Consider the following 17,530-nt stretch of genomic DNA (forward strand, 5'->3'; position numbering starts at 1 on the left):
CGCCGGGCCGCCCCGATGTTCTCGGGACGGCCCGGCGACCGTTTTCCGTTCCGGCCGGCGCGTCACGCCGGTTGCGGCGTCACGGGGACAGCGTCAGCGTGTCCTTCGTGGCGGCCTTGACGGCCTTCTCGGAGAAGGCCCACGGCAGCAGTTCGCCCTTGACCCACTTGCCGGTCTGGTCGTCGTAGTGGTCGTTGTACGCGTGTCCCGAGGCGCCGGTGAGGTTGATCCAGCGCGACTTGTCGAGGTCGGCGAGGTTGACGACCATCCGCATCGAGGGCACCCAGACGACCTGGTAGCCGCCGGCCGCGTTCCAGCCGGTGGCGTCCACGGCCGCCTCGCCGCCGCCGAGGTTCCAGGGGCCGCGGTTGAACAGGCCCTGGAGCATGCCGGGGCCGTCCGTGCCGAGCGTCTGGTTCTTCAGCGTCAGCTGGTGCAGGCGGCCCCAGCTCCAGGTGTTGATGTTCTTGCCGAGCTTGGCGGTCAGCTCGTAGCGCGCGTCCTGCATGGCGTGCGCGAGGAGCTGGTCGCGGTTCTTGTCACCGGGACGGCCGGGCCGGTCCTCGGTCTTCCACCAGTCGTTGTCCGGGTCGTCGAGGATCTTCCGCACGACCTCGAACCAGCGGTCGCCGCCGTCGGGCTGGGCGGAGTCCTTGGCGCGCTCACCGCACTCGCGGACCCACTTCTGCAGGTCGTCGGCCGGGCCGGTGGAGTCGGCCGGGTGGACCGTCAGGCACTGGCCCTCGACGCGCAGCTCCTTGGGCATCTTGTCGCCGAAGGCCAGCTTGAGGGTGTTGCGCCAGACCGCGTTGAAGTACGCGGCCGCCGCCGAGTCGGACTCCTGGGTGTAGTTCCAGCCCTCCAGGAGCTGCTGCGCCTCGCGGACGTACTTGTCCTTGATGTCGAGCTTCAGCAGGTACGGCGTGAGCAGTTCGGCGATCTCACTGCTGTTGTCGAGCTGCATGGTCTGCATGTCGTGCGTGGAGATCTTGCCGCCGTCCTTGATCTTCGACTTGATCAGGTCGTCGATCCGCTGGCTGCGCGCTCCGTAGCCCCAGTCCCGGGTGATCAGGTACGGGTACTTGTCCTGATCGATCACGGCCTGGTTGGCGGTGACGATGTAGCCGCTCTTGGGGTTCAGCTCCCAGGGCAGCGCGGACTGCGGGACGTAGCCGGTCCAGCGGTACTCCGGGTCCCAGCCCGGCGCCGGCAGCGAGCCGTCGCCCTTGCCGCGTACGGGGATGCGGCCGGGCGCCTGGTAGCCGATGTTGCCCTTGGTGTCGGCGTAGATCAGGTTCTGCGACGGCACCTCGAAGTTGCGCGCCGCCTTACGGAACCCGTTCCAGTCCGACGCCCTGTTCATTTCGAACACGGCATCCATGGAGCGGCCCGGGCTGAGTGCGGTCCACTTCAGGGAGATGGCGTAGCCGTCGCCGCGGTCGGGCGCGGAGTTGCCCACGGGGGCGTCCTTGCCGACCTTGGTCAGTTCGTCGTCGCGGTCGGAGACCACGGGCCCGTTGTTGGTGGACCGGACGGTGATGGTGCGGCTGGGGCCGCCGGCGACCTTGATGGTCTCCTTGCGGGTCGTGAAGGGCACCTCACGGCCGTCGTAGAGGTAGCCGTGCTCGCCGACCTTCTCCAGGTACAGGTCGGAGACGTCGGCCCCGAGGTTGGTCATGCCCCAGGAGATGTCCTGGTTGTGGCCGATGATCACGCCCGGCATGCCGGAGAAGGTGAAGCCGGAGACGTCGTAGTTGCACTTCGGGCTCTTCGCGCGGCAGTGCAGGCCCATCTGGTACCAGAGCGAGGGCATCTGGGGCGCCAGGTGCGGGTCGTTGGCCAGCAGCGGCTTGCCGGTGGTGGTGTGCTTGCCGGAGACCACCCAGGAGTTGGAGCCGATGCCGTTGCCGTTCGGGCCGAGCAGCGCGGGCACCTCGTCGAGGGTGTTCGAGAGCGAGGAGAGCTGGCTCTGGAGGGACTGCGCGGCACCGGCCGCGCTGCCGGCCTGGGTGCCGCTCGGCGTGGCCTCGGGGTCGAACTCCTTGGTCGCCGGGTCGACGGCGCCGCCCTGCACGATCGGCTTGTTGCGGTCGTACGGGTACGACGGGTAGAGCTCGGCGATCTGCTTCTGGGAGAAGCGGCTCGTCATCAGGGACCGGTCGATCTCGTCCTGCATGTTGCCGCGCAGGTCCCAGGCCATGGCCTTGAGCCAGGCCACGGAGTCGGCGGGGGTCCACTTGCCGGGCTTGTAGTCGTTCTGCAGGCCGAGCGCCGCGTACTCGAGGGACAGCGCGGAGCCTTCGTGGTTCTCGAGGTAGGCGTTGACCCCGGCCGAGTAGGCGTCGAGGTACTTCTTCGTGCTGTCCGACAGCTTGGTGTCGTACTCCTTCTGCGCGGTCTCGTGCCATCCGAGGGTGCGCAGGAAGGAGTCGGTCTTCACCTGGCTCTTGCCGAACATCTCCGAGAGCCGGCCGGCCGTCATGTGACGGCGGACGTCCATCTCCCAGAAGCGGTCCTGCGCCTGGACGTAGCCCTGGGCGCGGAAGAGGTCCTCATCGGTGTCGGCGTAGATCTGCGGGATGCCGTTGCCGTCCCGCATGACGTCCACGGGGCTTGACAGGCCCGGCATCTTCAGGGACCCGGTGGTCTCCGGGTAGGAGGCGCGGACCGTGCTGACGCCCCAGAACGTCCCGTAGCCGACGCCCGCCACGAGCAGAAGCACGACCAAGATGACGACGAGGCGGGCGCGCCGCCCCTTTTTCTTCGGAGCGGGGCCGGACTTGTTGGCGGGCATCTCTGTCCTTCGAGGGGCAGGGTGGGAGTGCTGGAGCAACCATAGGCGCACTGGATCGGCGACCCCTACGCGGAGTCACCACCAACGCCTCCGACATTCAAGCAATGGTAAATTGTTAGGGTCAGTAACTAGATACAGTAAGTAAAATGACCGGGCGCATCCGCCCGGGAAATCACGTGGAAGGACCCGGCCCCTGACTGTCGACCGCCTCAACGAACTCCTGCTGATCTGCTCTTTCGTACTGCTCATCGCCGTGGCGGCCGTACGGATCTCCTCGCGCAGCGGGCTCCCCAGCCTGCTCGTCTACCTGGGGATCGGCGTCGCCATAGGGTCCGACGGCATCGGGGTCCGCTTCGACAACGCCGAACTGACCCAGATCCTCGGCTATGCCGCACTTGTGGTGATCCTGGCCGAAGGCGGTCTCGGCACGAAGTGGAAGGAGATCAGACCGGCCCTGCCCCAGGCCGCGTTGCTCTCCACCATGGGTGTCGCGGTGAGCGTGGGGGTCACCGCGGCCGGCGCGCACTATCTGGTCGGGCTGGAGTGGCGGCAGGCGCTCCTCATCGGCGCGGTGGTCTCCTCCACCGACGCCGCGGCGGTCTTCTCGGTGCTGCGCAGCGTCCCGCTGCCGGCCCGCCTCACGGGCGTCCTGGAGGCCGAATCGGGCTTCAACGACGCCCCCGTGGTCATCCTCGTCGTCGCGTTCTCGACCGCGGGCCCGGTCGAGCACTGGTACGTCCTCATCGGCGAGATCGCCCTGGAGCTGGCCATCGGCGCCGCGATCGGCCTGGCGATCGGCTGGCTCGGCGCGTACGGCATGCGGCACGTGGCCCTCCCGGCCTCCGGCCTGTACCCGATCGCCGTCATGGCCATCGCCGTCTCCGCGTACGCGGCGGGCGCCCTCGCGCACGGCTCCGGCTTCCTCGCGGTCTACCTCGCGTCGATGGTCCTCGGGAACTCCAAGCTGCCGCACTCCGCGGCCACTCGCGGCTTCGCCGAAGGGCTGGGCTGGCTCGGTCAGATCGGCATGTTCGTCCTGCTCGGTCTGCTCGTCACGCCGCACAACCTGGGCGACGACATCCTGCCCGCGATCGTCATCGGCCTGATACTGACGCTGATCGCCCGCCCGTTGTCCGTCGTGCTCACCCTGCGGCCCTTCCGTATGCCGTGGCGCGAGCAGACGCTGCTCTCATGGGCGGGGCTGCGCGGCGCCGTGCCCATCGTGCTGGCGACGATCCCGATGGTCGGCGAGGTCCCGGGGAGCGAACGCGTCTTCAACATCGTGTTCGTACTCGTGGTCGTCTACACCCTCGTCCAGGGGCCGACCCTGCCCTGGCTGGCCCGGCGGCTGCGGATCGGCGACAAGGAGGAGGCCGCCGACCTCGGTATCGAGTCGGCGCCCCTGGAACGGCTGCGCGGCCACCTGCTGTCGACCGCGATCGGCCCCAAGTCGCGCATGCACGGCGTGGAGATCGCCGAGCTGCGGCTGCCGGCCGGCGCGGCGGTCACCCTGATCGTCCGGGACGGCACGAGCTTCGTACCGTCCCCGACGACTGTCCTGCGGCGTGGCGACGAGCTCCTGGTCGTCGCCACCGACCCGGTGCGGGACGCCGCCGAGCGGCGCCTCCAGGCGGTCTCCCAGGGCGGCAAGCTGGCGGGCTGGCTGGGCACGAGCGGGGCGTCGGCGCCCCGGAGGTGAGGCGCTGACCCGGCCGCTCGGCGCCGCCGGGTCAGCGCGGGCGGGCCCCCGCCTATCCCAGGTGTGGGACACATCTCACCCGGCGGATCGCAGGTGCGCACGCGCTCTCGCCTGTAGCATGAAGAGGCAATGCACGACACCCACTCTGCCTGATGCAGAGCTGGCGCGACCGCTCGGCGGCCGCGGTCCCCTGCGTACGCAGCCACCTCTCAGGTGCGGACCCGGTATCACTCGGTCCAGCGCGAGAGGACAGCTCTCGGCGCGTATCCCGTGAAGACCTCACAGGCGCGTCACCAGGCGGCGGAAAGGCCCGGCCGTGGCATCCACGGTCCAGAACGCATCGACGGCCCACGACGAGCCGAAGAACACCAAGAGCGCTCCCCCGGGCGGCCCCTCGGGCAAGCGCCCCGGTTACGGGCAGCTGCTGCGCACCCCGGGGGCGTGGACGTTCGTGCTGCCCGGCTTCCTGGCCCGGCAGCCCTTCGCGATGCTCACCATCGGCATCGTCCTGCTCGTCCAGCACACCACCGGCTCCTTCGGTGCCGCGGGCGCGGTCTCCGCGGCGACCGGCATCTCGATGGCCCTGTTCGCTCCGCAGAGCGGCAAGCTCGCCGACCGCTTCGGGCAGCGCGCCGTGCTGCTCCCCGGGGTGGCCGTGCACGCCGCCTCCGTGGCAGCCCTGATCACCCTGGCCCTGCTGGACGCGCCCCTGTGGGCGCTGGTGGCCGTCGCCGTGCCCACGGGCGCCTCGACGCCCCAGGTAGGGCCGATGGTGCGCGCACGGTGGGCGGCGCGGCTGAGCGACAGCCCCCTGATGTCCACCGCGGCGGCCTTCGAGTCCGTGACCGACGAGTTCACCTTCGTGGTGGGCCCGGTACTCGCCACCGCCCTGTGCACCGGCGTCCACCCGGCGGCCGGCCTGGTCGCCGAGGCCGTGCTGACACTGGCGGGCGGCCTGCTCTTCGCGTCCCAGCACCGCAGCCAGCCGGCCGCGCACCGCACGCGGCCGGCCGGCGGAGCGCGTACCTCGGCCCTCTCGGTACCCGGCGTGCGCGTGCTGATCGCGGTGTTCCTCGGCATCGGTTCGGTCTTCGGCGGCATGCAGGTCTCGCTGACGGCGTTCACGGAGTCCATCGGGCAGCCGGGCATCAACGGCGTCCTGTACGGCATCTTCGCCGCGGGCAACATGACCGCGGGCATCGTGTGCGGCGCGATCGCGTGGAAGACCGGCCCGCGCCGCCGGCTGCTGGTCGCCTACGGGCTGCTGGCGCTGGCGACCACCCCGCTGTGGGCGCTCACCGCGGTACCGCTGCTGGGCCTGACCGGCCTGCTGGTGGGCCTGTGCATCGCCCCGGCCCTGATCACCGGCTACACCCTGGTGGAGTCCCTGGTGCCTGCCTCGGCCCGCACGGAGGCGTTCACGTGGCTGACCGGCGCGGTGGCGCTGGGCCAGGCCGCGGCCACCACCACCGCGGGGCAGCTCGCCGACCGCTTCGGGCCCAGCGCCGGGTTCTTCGTGCCGCTGACCGGTACGGCGCTGGCCTTCCTGGTGCTCGCGGGCCTGCGCGGACGCCTGATTCCGCCCGGTACGGGGCGGGTCGCGGCGCGTGGAGTCGGTCACCGTGCGCCGGTCACAGTGGACTGACGCGCCGGAATACTGCACTATGGATCGTCGTTAGCACTCATTGAGTGAGAGTGCCAGGAGGAAGACAAGTGCCGACCTACCAGTACCAGTGCACCGAGTGCGGCGAAGGCCTCGAGGCCGTGCAGAAGTTCACCGACGACGCGCTCACCGAGTGCCCGAGCTGCCGTGGACGCCTGAAGAAGGTCTTCTCGGCGGTCGGCATCGTCTTCAAGGGCTCCGGCTTCTACCGGAACGACAGCCGCGGCTCCTCGTCGAGCAGCAGCCCGGCGTCGGCCTCCTCGTCGAGCTCGTCGTCCTCCTCGTCGTCGAGCAGCTCCGACAGCAAGTCGTCGAGCTCCTCCACCACGACCACGTCCGGCAGCTCCGCCTCGACCACGTCGAGCAGCAGCTCCGCCGCCTGACACCTGCTCCGCACGGACCCCGCCGTCACCGACGGCGGGGTCCGTCGCGTTCTGCCGTACCGGGCCGGATCCCGGCACGGCCGGGTAGTGTGCCCCGCATGGCGGACGCGGAGATCGGCGTTATCGGCGGCTCGGGCTTCTACTCCTTCCTCGACGAGGTGACCGAGGTCACGGTCGACACCCCGTACGGGCCGCCCAGCGACTCGCTCTTCCTCGGCGAGGTCGCCGGCCGGCAGATCGCGTTCCTGCCCCGCCACGGCCGCGGCCACCACCTCCCGCCGCACCGCATCAACTACCGCGCCAACCTGTGGGCGCTGCGCGCGGCCGGCGTCCGCCAGGTCCTCGGCCCCTGCGCGGTCGGCGGCCTGCGCCCCGAGTACGGGCCGGGCACCCTCCTCGTACCGGACCAGATCGTGGACCGTACGAAGACCCGCACGCAGACGTACTTCGACGGGGTGCCGCTCCCGGACGGCACCGTCCCGGACGTGGTGCACACCGCCTTCGCCGACCCGTACTGCCCGGCCGGCCGCCGGGCCGCGGTCGGCGCCGCCCGTGGACGCGGCTGGGAGCCGGTCGACGGCGGGACGCTCGTGGTCATCGAGGGCCCGCGCTTCTCCACGCGCACCGAGTCCCGGTGGCACGCCGCACAGGGCTGGTCGGTGGTCGGCATGACGGGCCACCCCGAAGCCGTGCTGGCCCGCGAACTGGGGCTGTGCTACACCTCGCTGGCCCTGGTCACGGATCTGGACGCGGGCTCCGAGACGGGCGCCGGCGTCTCGCACGACGAGGTACTGCGGGTCTTCGCCGAGAACATCGGACGGCTGCGCGAGGTCCTCTTCGACGCGGTGGCCGCGCTCCCGGCGACCACCGCACGCGACTGCGCGTGCGCGCGGCCGCACGGGGACCGGGAGCTGGGGATCGAACTGCCGTAGCCGCTCCGCCGGGTGACGGAGATGTCCACAACCGGTGGGTAGCGCCCTCGGCCGTCCACAGGCCGCCGCGGCCTTCGCCGGATTCGGTCAGAGTGATCTCGTCCGACGGCCTGGCGCACCGGCGCCGGGCGTGCGCATCCCTCTCTCCTCCCTCTTTCCGGCGGTGACCGTCATGATCAGCTCCCCGTACACCAATCACCCGCTGCCCGCACCCCCGTTGTGTGACGTTCCGCACTTCGAGCCATTCCGCATCGGCGCTGCACGGCGCCGGCTCGCGCCCCCGCCGAAAGCCTGGCGGTACGCCGTTTTCGCTGGCCTGGCGGCCATGGCGGCCGCTCTCGCCATCGCCTCACCGGCCGGTGAAACACGCGCCTCGGGCGTTTTCGGTCATTCCGTTCTACTGGCCGATACGCAGGAGGCACGCAAAACTGGTGGGACCGGTGGGGCAACCATCCGGTGTCGCAATGTGGCGATTTCACCCGGTACGGCGGTAACGCCATGCTGCCCCGTACTGACCCTCCGTCCAACCTCTGGTCCGTCCCGGCCTCTTGGACTGCCGCGCCCCACCTTGCCGTAAGTTGCGCCGGTGCCCCGCGTGGGCACGGTGTCCGTAGTAAGTGTGGAAAGAGGCTGTCTGGTGAGCGACGAGAAGAACGGCGTCCTGCAGGGATTCAAGGAATTCCTGATGCGCGGCAACGTCATCGAGCTGGCGGTTGCCGTCGTGGTCGGAGCCGCGTTCACCAACATCGTGAACGCTGTGGTGAAGGGCGTCATCAACCCGATCGTCGGTGCGCTCGGGTCGCAGAACCTGGACCACTACAAGACCTGCCTCAGCTCCACCTGCCACCCGGACAAGGCCGGCGAGTTCACCGACGGGATCTACATCCTGTGGGGCTCGGTGCTCAGCGCCGCGCTGACGTTCCTGATCACCGCCGCGGTCGTCTACTTCCTCATGATCCTTCCGATCAACAAGTGGAAGGCACGCCAGGAGGCCAAGAAGCCGGTGGACGAGACCCCGGCGGACCCGACCGAAGTCGAGCTGCTGATGCAGATCCGCGACGCCCTGGTCAGCCGGCGGGACGGTTCGGCGCCCGCCGCGGGCACCGGCACGATCCCCGGCCCCGTCTCCACGGAGAAGTCCCAGAGCTGACGCGAGCCGCCGCGCCGGACCACCGGCGCGGCGCTCCGGACACCCCGGCCCCGCACACGCTTGATCCCAACGAATCAGAAGTGGTGGGTCCGAGCACGTCGGACGTGGCGGGTCCGAGCACGTCGGACGTGGCGGGTCCGAGCACGTCGGACGTGGCGGGTCCGAGCACGTCGGACGTGGCGGGTCCGAGCACGTCGGACGTGGCGGGTCCGGGCTCGTCAGATGTGGTGGGGCGGCTTCTCGTCCAGGAAGCGCGCCAGGTCGGCGGCGCTGCCGCTGCCCGGTACGGGACGCTCGCCCCAGCCCCGGTCGGTGTCGTCCGACGACTGCTGGTCCATTGGATCATCGAAGATCAGCGCGGCAGCACCGGGCCGGGCCTCCGGGCCCTGGTGGCCCTCGTTCTCAGTAGCGGCGTCCGCGTTCTCACTCACCCCTCCAGGGTACGGCCGGATCGGCCGGCGGCGAGGGACTCGTGCCACCAGTGGTCACGGCCCGGCCGCCAGGCGACCGGGCGGGGACAGCGGCTCACGACCAGCACCGTCCGTACGTCCGTGCCGCCGCCCGCCAGGGCCCGGTCGAGCGTGGCCTTGACCGGACGCACCGCGCCGTCCCAGAAACCGGCGTCGGCGGTGATCACGACGTTCGCCCCCGAGGACCTGAGCCGGCCGGCGATCTCGGGGGCCCTCAGCGATACGGGGAGAGAGCTGCGTACGGCGTCGATACGGCCGCACGCGAGCGTGGCGATCACCGACTCGGGCACCAGCGGCAGATGGACGGCCACCCGGTCCCCGGCGCGGACACCGAAGCGCGCCAGGGCGGCGGCGGCCCGCTCCGACTGGTCGAGGAGCTGGCCGTGGGTCAGCTCCTCCACCCGCCCCGGCTCACCGGTCCAGCTCAGCGCGAGCTTCCGCACCCGCGAGGCATGCTTCCTCACCCGCGGGGTGAGGTTCGTCGCCTGCGGGGCGAGGTTCGGGTCGGCGGGCTCGGAAGGCAGGCAGCGCAACATGCGCCCAGCTTGCGGTTCCCGGATCAACGTTCATTGAACGCGCGATAGATGCCCCCGGCATCGGAACCGGACCCACCGGCTCGGCCCGACGCCGAAGCACCGCGTCCACCACCGTCCGCACGGCCGCCACCTGCGCGGTCGCTGCCCGTCCACCGGCGCCCTCGCTCTCGCCCGCTGCCCCTGGGAGTCTGTGGACTGACCCGCCCGGGCGCGGGCCCGAGCCCTCAGCTCCCGGGCGCACGCCCCGTCCACCGATCCAGGAGGCGCAGATGTCCACCTCACCGCACGACTCGTACGAGAGCTCGTCCTCGTCCGTGGACCGCTCACAGGTCCACCACGGCATCGTCATCGTCGGTGGCGGAACCGCCGGCATCACCGTGGCCGCGCGGCTGCGGCGGGCCGGGGCGCCGGACGTGGCCGTCCTGGAGCCCTCCGGCACGCACTGGTATCAGCCGCTGTGGACGCTGGTCGGGGGCGGCCAGGCGCCGCTGCGGGCGTCGTTACGTACCGAGGCCGAGGTCATGCCGTCCGGCGTGCACTGGCTGCGGGAGGCCGCCGCGTCCGTCGACCCCTCCTCCCGTACGGTCGGTACGGCGTCCGGGCGGACCGTCTCGTACGACCGGCTGGTGCTCGCGCCGGGGCTGCGGCTGGACCCCGACGGCGTGCCCGGACTCGCGCAGGCCCTCGGCCACGACGGCGTGAGCAGCAACTACCTCCCCGAACTGGCCCCGATGACCTGGGACCTGATCCGCCGTATGAAGAGCGGCACGGCGCTGTTCACGATGCCGACCGGGCCGGTGAAATGCGGCGGCGCGCCGCAGAAGATCGCGTATCTGGCCGCCGACCACTGGCGGAAGCGCGGTGTCCTGGACCGTATCCGGGTCGTGCTGGTGCTGCCGGAGACGGCGATGTTCAAGGTGCCGGAGTTCGGGCGGGTGCTGGAGGACGTGGCCCGGCGGTACGGCATCGAGGTGCGGCTGCGGTCGGAGATGGTGTCCGTGGACGGCGCGGCGCGCGAGGCCGTGATCGTGAACCACGCGACCGGCGACAAGGAGACGATCTCCTACGACCTGCTGCACGCCGTGCCGCCGCAGGCGGCCCCCGAGTGGATAGCCGACGGGCCGCTGGCCGACCCGGCCTCGCCCTTCGGCTACGTGAAGACCGACCCGGCGACGCTGCGGCATCCGGACCACCCCGAGGTGTTCGCGCTCGGGGACGTGGCGAACCTCCCGACGTCCAAGACCGGCGCGGCGGTACGCAAGCAGGCCCCGGTGCTGGTCGCCAACCTCCGGGACTCGCTGCGCGGCCGGCCGCTCCGGGCCCGGTACGACGGGTACACCTCCTGTCCGCTGGTCACCGCGCGCCACAAGATGCTGCTGGCGGAGTTCGACTACGAGCTGAAGCCCGCTCCCTCGGTGCCGTTCCTGGACACGACGAAGGAGCGGACGGACATGTGGTTCCTCAAGCGGTACGGGCTCCCGCAGTTCTACTGGCACGGGATGCTCAAGGGCCTGGTCTGATGCTCAAGGGCCTGGTCTGACGCTCAAGGGCCTGGCCTGACCCCGGCCGCCCGCCGGTCCGTCACCCCGCGGCCGGGACCGTGTCCGCGACGACGCAGCTGACGTTGTCCGGGGCGCCGGCCGCGTGGGCGAGGTCGATCAGTTCGCGCACCGCCTGTTCGGGGGTGCTGCTGGTGGTCAGGACGCGGCGCAGGTCGGCGTCCTTGACCACCCCGTACAGGCCGTCGGAGCAGAGGAGGTAGCGGTCGCCGGGCCGGGCGTCGTGCAGTTTCAGGTCCGCTGCGGCGGCCTCGCCGTCCCGACCGTTCAGCGCCCGCAGCAGCAGGGTCCGCTGCGGGTGCGTGGACGCCTCCTCGGGGGTGATGCGTCCCTCGTCGACGAGGGACTGGACGAGGGTGTGGTCGTGCGTGATGCGGAAGAAGCCGCCGGCGCGGAGCAGGTAGGCACGGGAGTCGCCGACGTGCACGAGCGCCAGCCGGGAGCCGGTCCACAGCATCGCGGTGAGGGTGGTGCCGCTGTCCTCGCCCGGGCTCCGCTCCGCGACGGCGCGGTTGGCGCGCCCGACCGCCTCGCTGAGGGTGTTGAGGATGTCGCCGGGGAGCGGGGCCGAGGCGCTCTCCAGGGTGCGCAGGGCCTCGATCGCGGCGGTGCCGGCCGCGGCTCCGTCCGCGCCGAAGCCGTCGGCGACGGCGAGCAGCCGGCTGTCCGCGTACGCCGTGTCCTGGTTGCCCTCGCGTACCAGGCCGGTGTCCGACAGGGCGGCGTAGCGGATGCCGGTGATCGTCTCGTGTGGCATGGCCGGGTCCTTTCCTCGTAGCTGGTCGACGAGGAAGGCGGCCAGGTCGCGGCGGGCGGCGGTGTCCGCCTCGACGCCCGTCCAGTACGCCGCGATCTCCGCGGCGGCCTCGGCGGGGGCCAGGTCGCACACCGTCCGGATGCGGGCCAGCGGCATGCCCAGACGGCGCAGCCACGCCACCAGGCGGGCCCGTTCGATCTGGTCACGGGCGTAGAAGCGGTAGCCGCTCCGCGGGTCGACGCGGGCCGGGCGCAGCAGGCCCAGCTCGTCGTAGAGCCGCAGCGCCTTCGGGGACAGCCGGGACGCCCGTGCGAACGCCCCGATCGTCAGCAGACCGTTCTCCACCGTCCCTCGCCCCCTCTCGGCACACCGCCCTGCCGCCTTCCACGACCGAGGCTGGGGCTTCCCCCAAGGGCAAGGTCAACGCCGCCGCGTCAGTCCCCCGCCCCCGCCCCCGTCTGCCCGTCCTTCCCCAGCCGGGTGAGGGCCGCGGCGACCAGGGCGCGGGTGCCCATCGTCAGGGTGGGCTGCTGGACCGGCGCGAACCGCGCGGAGTGGTTGGAGGGGATGTCCTGGGAGATCCGGCCGGCCTCCATCGCCTTGCGGAAGGCGGCCGGGTCCCAGCCGCCGAGCCACCAGTAGTACAGCGGGGCGTTGGCCGCGGTCGCGAGCAGGCCCGCGTCCTCGCTGCCGGAGGCAGGGTCGTAGGGGAACAGCGCCTGCTCGCCGAAGAGCCCGGCGAAGGCCGCGTTGACCTCCCGCAGTGCCTCGGAGTCGTTACGGGTGACCGGGAAGCCGGCGATCGTCTCGGTCTCGGGCGCGCGCGCCGCGCCCGACGCGGCGGCCTCGGCGCGGGCGATGCGGTCCACGGCGGCCAGCACCCGGGCGCGTACCTCTTCGTCGAAGGTGCGGATGCTGAGCTGGACGGTGGCGTGGTCAGGGATGACGTTCGGGGCGTCGCCCGCGTGGAAGGAGCCGACGGTCACGACGGCCTGCTCCCGGGAGGCGGTCTCGCGGGCGACGACGGACTGCACGCGCTGCACGAAGGACGCGGCCATCACGATCGGGTCGACGGTGGTCTCGGGACGGGAACCGTGGCCGCCGGTGCCGTGGAAGGTGATGCGCAGGCTGTCGGCGGCGGCCATGCAGGCGCCGTCGTGGTACGCGATCAGTCCGGCGCCGAGCGGCGCGACGTGCTGGGCGTAGACCACGTCCGGCACCGGGACCTTGCTGTAGAGACCGTCGTCGATCATCTTCTGCGCGCCGCCGCCGTCCTCCTCGGCGGGCTGGAAGAGGGCGATGAGGGTGCCGGACCAGTGATCGCGTCCGGCGGCGAGCAGGCCGGCGGCGCCGATCAGGCAGGTGACGTGGATGTCGTGGCCGCAGGCGTGCATGACGCCCTCGTTGGTGGAGGCGTACGGCAGCCCGGACTGCTCGGTGACGGGGAGTGCGTCCATGTCGGCCCGGAGCAGGACCGTCGGCCCGTCGCCGTTGCGCAGCACGCCCACCACGCCGGTGCGGCCGATGCCGGTGTGCACGTCGAAGCCGTCGGCCTTCAGGCGCCGGGCGACCTCGGCGGCGGTGCGGGTCTCCTGGAAGGACAGTTCGGGGTGCCGGTGGAGGTCTTCGTAGAGGGCTTCGAGGTCCGCCATGCGGGCGTCGAGCGGGGCCAGTACCTTCTCTCGCGCGCGATCGCTCATGTGCCGTATTCGATCACGGAACGCCCGTACCGGCACAGAGGACGCGGCGCGTCCGATGGGCGGCCCCCGGCCATCGTCCCGGGCCCGCGCCCCAGGTCACGGTGGCCTGCGGATGGCCGGAGTTCGCGGGTGTGCGGGAGGCGCCGGTGACAGGCGGGCCGGGCGCTGCCACGGTGGACCCTCGGTACGGAAACGACTCAGCTCGGTTCAGCGGTACGGAAGGACTCAGCGCGGATCATCGGTGGAGAAGGGCGCGGCGCAATTCACCGGTACGGAAGGACGCAGCTCGGATCACCGGTACGGACGGACCCAGCTCAGTTCAGCGGTACGGAACGGCTCAGCTCGGATCACCGGTACGGAAGAATTCAGCTCGGATCGTCGGTACGGAACGAATCAGTTCGGTTCATGTGAGTGACGGGAGGCGGACGTTGACCACATCATCAGCCGGCCGGTCCACGGAGCGGACCGGGAACCCGACCACGGCCACTCTCCCCGGCCGGCCGGCGAACCGGCCCGCCGACAACCGGGAGCCGGAGGACCCGGTCGCCTTTCTGATGGAGCACGCGCTGGGGCACCTGTTCTCCGCCGCCCTGCGCACCGCGGTGCAGTACCGCATCGCGGATCATCTCGCCGAGGGGCCGCGTACGGCCGAGCAGCTCGCCCAGGCCACCGGCACACACGCGCCCCACCTGCGGCGCGTGCTGCGCTACCTCGCCACCCGGGACATCTTCCGCGAGGACGCCACCGGCGCTTTCCAGCTGACGCCGGGCGCGCGGCCGCTCCGTTCCGACGTACCGCACTCGCTGCGGGACGCGGTGCTGATGATGACCGACGAGACGTTCCTCCGGTCCTCGGCGGCGCTCCCGGAGACCGTACGGACCGCGGGGCCCTCCTTCGACCGGATCTTCGGGGCACCGCTCTTCGAGCTCCTGGCCGCTGACCCCGGAACGCGTGAGCTGTTCGACACGGGGATGGCGTCGCTGTCCGGGCCGGTGGACGGCCTGGTCGCGGAGAGCTACCCGTTCCCCGAGGGCAGCACGGTGATCGACGTCGGCGGCGGACGGGGCGGCCTGCTGCGCTCCGTACTGGAGCTGCACCCCTCGCTCTCCGGGGTGCTCTACGACCAGGAGCCGGCGGTCGCCCGGCACCTGCTGGACGTACCCGGGCTGGCGGGCCGCTGGCGTGCCGAGGCGGGCGACTTCTTCGCATCCGTACCGGAGGGCGGTGACGTGTACGTGCTCAAGCACGTGCTGCACGACTGGCCGGACGCCGCCTGCGTGGACATCCTGCGGCGGGTGCGGGACGCGGCCCCGGCACACGCCCGGCTGCTGATCGTCGACTCCGTGCTGCCACCGGGCAACGCGCCGCACTACGGGAAGGCGATGGACGTGGCGATGATGGCGGTGCTCGACGGCAAGGAACGGACCGCCGAGGAGTACGCCACGCTGCTCTCAGCGGCGGACTTCCGGCTGACCCGCGTGCTGTCCACCCCCGCCTTCCCCTCGATCGTGGAGTCGGTACCGGCGGAGCGGACGGCCCCCCCGGCGCGCAGGCGGGACGGGGGCCGGCACACGGCAGCCGTGACCGGCAGCCGACGACGGCCGGGGCGCGCCCCGGCCGTCAGGAGGTCGCTGCTCCCGGTACGGCCCGCAGCCGCAGGGCGGCCAGCGGGATGAAGCCGCCGGGGCCGCCGCCGGTGTCCGCCGCCCTCCCGTGCAGGCGGCGCAGCATCGCCACGGCCAGCCGCTCGCCCTGGTTCTTGGCGCGCTCGGCGCGGGGCCCGGCGTGCAGCCCGTCCACGGTGTACCGCCACAGCTGGACCCAGCGCCCGAAGTGCGCGGCGGTCAGTGGCCGGGCACGGTGCAGCCCGGCGTGCACCCCGAAGACGTCGCGGCGGTGGTCGGCGGTGCGGAACAGCGCCCGCTCCCAGAAGTCGGTGATCACCGGCAGGTGGACGGCCAGGTCGGTGCCCGCGACCTCGGTGAAGTGCGGACCGATCAGCGGGTCGGCGAAGGCAGCGGTGTAGAAACGGCGCAGCAGCCGTTCGAGATCCGGACGACCGGCGATGTCCGCGCGGCCGACGGTGTCCACGCGGCCGGCGGTGTCCACGCGGCCGGCGGTGTCCGCGCGGCCGGCGGTGTCCGCGCGGCCGGTGATGTCCACGCGGCCAGCGGTGTCTTCGCGGCCGACGGTCTCCGGACGACCGCCGATGTCCACTCGACCGGCGATGTCCGGGCGACCGGCAATGTCCACGCGGCCGCCGATGTCCGGGCGACCGGCGATGTCCGCGCGGCCGCCGATGTCCGGGCGACCGGCGATGTCCGCGCCGCCCTTCGGGGCGCGGTCCGCCGGGCCCTCGGGCCGCGGTGTTTCCACTGATATGTCAGACACTGCCGTCGCTCCTGCCACTCCTGCCGCCGCTTCGCACACCACCCCTCTCCATGGTGCCCCACCCGCGGCCGTCGGCCACCTCCCGTCACGGCCCGCCGTCGGCCGGGGTCCGGATCCGGTCAACCCTCGGCGTCCGGCGGACACCGGCCGCCGGAGCCGCCGTACAGTACGCCCGCCAACTGTCCGCCGCCCGCCGGGGGGTGCCCGTGCCCCACGGGCCCCGGTTGTCACCCGGCATGATGTGCGGAACCAACGGAAGCAAGGGCCCGGGGAGACTGAACACGCCCCGGAAAGGGTAGGGTACGTATTGCCCCCTTTTATGCCCACGGAGCGCCGTCGCGCGAGGAGTTGTCACACCATGGCAGGCCGGCACGCCCAGCCCAGTGAGCGAATACGCCTGTCCCGACGCGGCAAGATCGCGGGCGGTACGGCCGTGGTGGTGCTGGTGGGCACCGCGCTGTGCGCCTGGCCCGCCTCGGGAGACGATCACCACGCCGACGGCAGCTCGGTCACGGCCAAGGACAACCCCGGCGCCGCCGCCTCGTCGAAGCAGCGGCCCACGGGCCTCAAGCAGGGCTCTCCCGTCCGTTCCGAGCCGGGCAACATCCCCGGCCTCGACACGGCCGTACGGGACCGCATCCCGGACAAGTCGCAGCAGGTCCTGGTCGTCACCGGCGAGGACGCCGACTCGCACGACTCCACCGTCACGCTCTACACCCGCGCCAAGGGCTCCGAGAAGTGGCGCGCGGGCGATGCCTGGCCGGCGCACAACGCCGCGAAGGGCTGGACGAAGGATCACCACTACGGCGATCTCCGCTCGCCTGAGGGAGTGTTCACGCTGAGCGACGCGGGCGGCAAGCTGGCCCCGCCGCGCGGCACGAAGCTCCCGTACGACCACAACTCCTCGTTCGTGGCCAACGGGTCGGGTGTGGAGGGCGAGCCGCTGGCCGGCGCGTTCGACTACGTCATCGCGATCGACTACAACCGCGTGCCGGGCTCCTCGCCGTTGGACCCGCGGCGCCCCGAAGGCGCGGCCAAGGGCGGCGGCGTCTGGCTGCACGTCGACCACGACGGCCCGACCCAGGGCTGCGTCAGCCTCAAGGCCGACGTGATGCGGAAGCTGCTGCGCACGCTGGACCCGGCCAAGCACCCGGTCATCGTGATGGGCCCGTCGGGCCACTGAGACCGGCGCCGTACCCACCCGTCTCCTGTGCCACACACCCGCCCTCCCGGCGCCGCACGCCCGTCTACGAGCGCCGCGCACTCGTCTTCTGTGCCACACACCCGCCCTCCCGGCACCGCACGCCCGTCTACGGGCGCCGCGCACTCGTCTCCCGACGCGCACCCGTGCCTCCTGTGCCGCACCCCCTGCATGCACCGCGGCCCGTCTCCAGACGCCGCGTACCCGTCTCCTGTGCCGCACCGCCCGCCCTCCCGGCGCCGCACGCCCGCACACCCGCTCTCCGGCGCCGCACGCCCGCACACCCGCTCTCCGG

At 71.9% G+C, this 17,530-nt stretch carries 14 protein-coding genes; 8 read left to right on the forward strand and 6 right to left on the reverse strand.

All coding sequences use genetic code 11. The annotated features are described in order from the left end of the window. Positions 1-79 precede the first annotated feature (79 nt). A complete protein-coding gene (locus AAC944_RS16120) occupies positions 80-2,794 on the reverse strand; it encodes a penicillin acylase family protein (RefSeq protein WP_030617204.1) in 2,715 nt (904 codons plus the stop codon). A gap of 193 nt (positions 2,795-2,987) precedes the next feature. Here AAC944_RS16120 and AAC944_RS16125 point away from each other — a divergent pair, with 193 nt between their 5' ends. The 5 genes from AAC944_RS16125 to mscL all read left to right on the forward strand — a co-directional run bounded on the left by AAC944_RS16125 (position 2,988) and on the right by mscL (position 8,621). Continuing rightward, on the forward strand, positions 2,988-4,493 hold the full coding sequence (locus AAC944_RS16125) for a potassium/proton antiporter (protein WP_030617201.1): 1,506 nt from the start codon (positions 2,988-2,990) through the stop codon (positions 4,491-4,493). Between the two features lie 421 nt (positions 4,494-4,914). Next, positions 4,915-6,138, forward strand: a complete 1,224-nt coding sequence (locus AAC944_RS16130; RefSeq protein ID WP_368397278.1) for an MFS transporter — start codon at positions 4,915-4,917, stop codon at positions 6,136-6,138. Positions 6,139-6,206: 68 nt separating this feature from the next. Beyond that, positions 6,207-6,539 (forward strand): FmdB family zinc ribbon protein, encoded by a 333-nt coding sequence (locus tag AAC944_RS16135; RefSeq protein ID WP_078888658.1) that lies wholly within the window; start codon positions 6,207-6,209, stop codon positions 6,537-6,539. 98 nt (positions 6,540-6,637) lie between these two features. Next, a complete protein-coding gene (locus tag AAC944_RS16140) occupies positions 6,638-7,471 on the forward strand; it encodes an S-methyl-5'-thioadenosine phosphorylase (RefSeq protein WP_030617195.1) in 834 nt (277 codons plus the stop codon). A gap of 637 nt (positions 7,472-8,108) precedes the next feature. Then, positions 8,109-8,621, forward strand: coding sequence for a large conductance mechanosensitive channel protein MscL (gene mscL, locus AAC944_RS16145; protein ID WP_368397206.1), 513 nt, complete (start codon positions 8,109-8,111; stop codon positions 8,619-8,621). 218 nt (positions 8,622-8,839) lie between these two features. Here the strand turns inward: mscL and AAC944_RS16150 are convergent, their stop codons facing one another. Then, complete coding sequence (locus tag AAC944_RS16150) at positions 8,840-9,052, reverse strand: hypothetical protein (RefSeq protein WP_107054177.1); 213 nt, start codon at positions 9,050-9,052, stop codon at positions 8,840-8,842. Then, the gene (locus tag AAC944_RS16155; RefSeq protein ID WP_078888657.1) at positions 9,049-9,627 is read right to left on the reverse strand and encodes an AMP-binding protein; all 579 of its coding nucleotides are present in this window, start codon (positions 9,625-9,627) and stop codon (positions 9,049-9,051) included. Before AAC944_RS16155 ends, AAC944_RS16150 begins: the two co-directional genes overlap by 4 nt. 269 nt (positions 9,628-9,896) lie before the next feature. On the opposite strand from AAC944_RS16155, the gene AAC944_RS16160 reads away from it, so the two are divergent. Then, complete coding sequence (locus tag AAC944_RS16160) at positions 9,897-11,147, forward strand: NAD(P)/FAD-dependent oxidoreductase (protein ID WP_078888656.1); 1,251 nt, start codon at positions 9,897-9,899, stop codon at positions 11,145-11,147. Between the two features lie 61 nt (positions 11,148-11,208). Here the strand turns inward: AAC944_RS16160 and AAC944_RS16165 are convergent, their stop codons facing one another. Both AAC944_RS16165 and AAC944_RS16170 read right to left on the reverse strand, forming a co-directional pair. After that, positions 11,209-12,288 carry a MerR family transcriptional regulator gene (locus AAC944_RS16165; RefSeq protein ID WP_030617165.1) on the reverse strand — a complete coding sequence of 360 codons (1,080 nt, stop codon included), beginning with the start codon at positions 12,286-12,288 and terminating at the stop codon, positions 11,209-11,211. 89 nt (positions 12,289-12,377) lie between these two features. Continuing rightward, positions 12,378-13,643: an amidohydrolase gene (locus tag AAC944_RS16170; protein WP_030617162.1), complete on the reverse strand. Its 1,266-nt coding sequence runs from the start codon at positions 13,641-13,643 to the stop codon at positions 12,378-12,380. 428 nt (positions 13,644-14,071) lie between these two features. Here AAC944_RS16170 and AAC944_RS16175 point away from each other — a divergent pair, with 428 nt between their 5' ends. After that, positions 14,072-15,319, forward strand: coding sequence for a methyltransferase (locus tag AAC944_RS16175; protein ID WP_368397207.1), 1,248 nt, complete (start codon positions 14,072-14,074; stop codon positions 15,317-15,319). Here the strand turns inward: AAC944_RS16175 and AAC944_RS16180 are convergent. Further along, positions 15,264-16,034 (reverse strand): group III truncated hemoglobin, encoded by a 771-nt coding sequence (locus AAC944_RS16180; RefSeq protein ID WP_368397208.1) that lies wholly within the window; start codon positions 16,032-16,034, stop codon positions 15,264-15,266. The two genes, AAC944_RS16175 and AAC944_RS16180, sit on opposite strands and share 56 nt — an antisense overlap. A 358-nt stretch (positions 16,035-16,392) precedes the next feature. Here AAC944_RS16180 and AAC944_RS16185 point away from each other — a divergent pair, with 358 nt between their 5' ends. Next, positions 16,393-17,217 carry a hypothetical protein gene (locus AAC944_RS16185; RefSeq protein WP_030617156.1) on the forward strand — a complete coding sequence of 275 codons (825 nt, stop codon included), beginning with the start codon at positions 16,393-16,395 and terminating at the stop codon, positions 17,215-17,217. Positions 17,218-17,530 lie beyond the last annotated feature (313 nt).

Origin of the sequence: Streptomyces sclerotialus (genome assembly GCF_040907265.1) — a bacterium.
Lineage (GTDB): Bacteria > Actinomycetota > Actinomycetes > Streptomycetales > Streptomycetaceae > Streptomyces > Streptomyces sclerotialus.

Coding starts and splice junctions, on each gene's coding strand:
- AAC944_RS16140 (WP_030617195.1), top strand. CDS start 6,638: ATGGCGGACGCGGAGATCGGCGTTATCGGCGGCTCGGGCTTCTACTCC.
- AAC944_RS16185 (WP_030617156.1), top strand. CDS start 16,393: ATGGCAGGCCGGCACGCCCAGCCCAGTGAGCGAATACGCCTGTCCCGA.
- AAC944_RS16155 (WP_078888657.1), bottom strand. CDS start 9,627: ATGTTGCGCTGCCTGCCTTCCGAGCCCGCCGACCCGAACCTCGCCCCG.
- AAC944_RS16160 (WP_078888656.1), top strand. CDS start 9,897: ATGTCCACCTCACCGCACGACTCGTACGAGAGCTCGTCCTCGTCCGTG.
- AAC944_RS16120 (WP_030617204.1), bottom strand. CDS start 2,794: ATGCCCGCCAACAAGTCCGGCCCCGCTCCGAAGAAAAAGGGGCGGCGC.
- AAC944_RS16170 (WP_030617162.1), bottom strand. CDS start 13,643: ATGAGCGATCGCGCGCGAGAGAAGGTACTGGCCCCGCTCGACGCCCGC.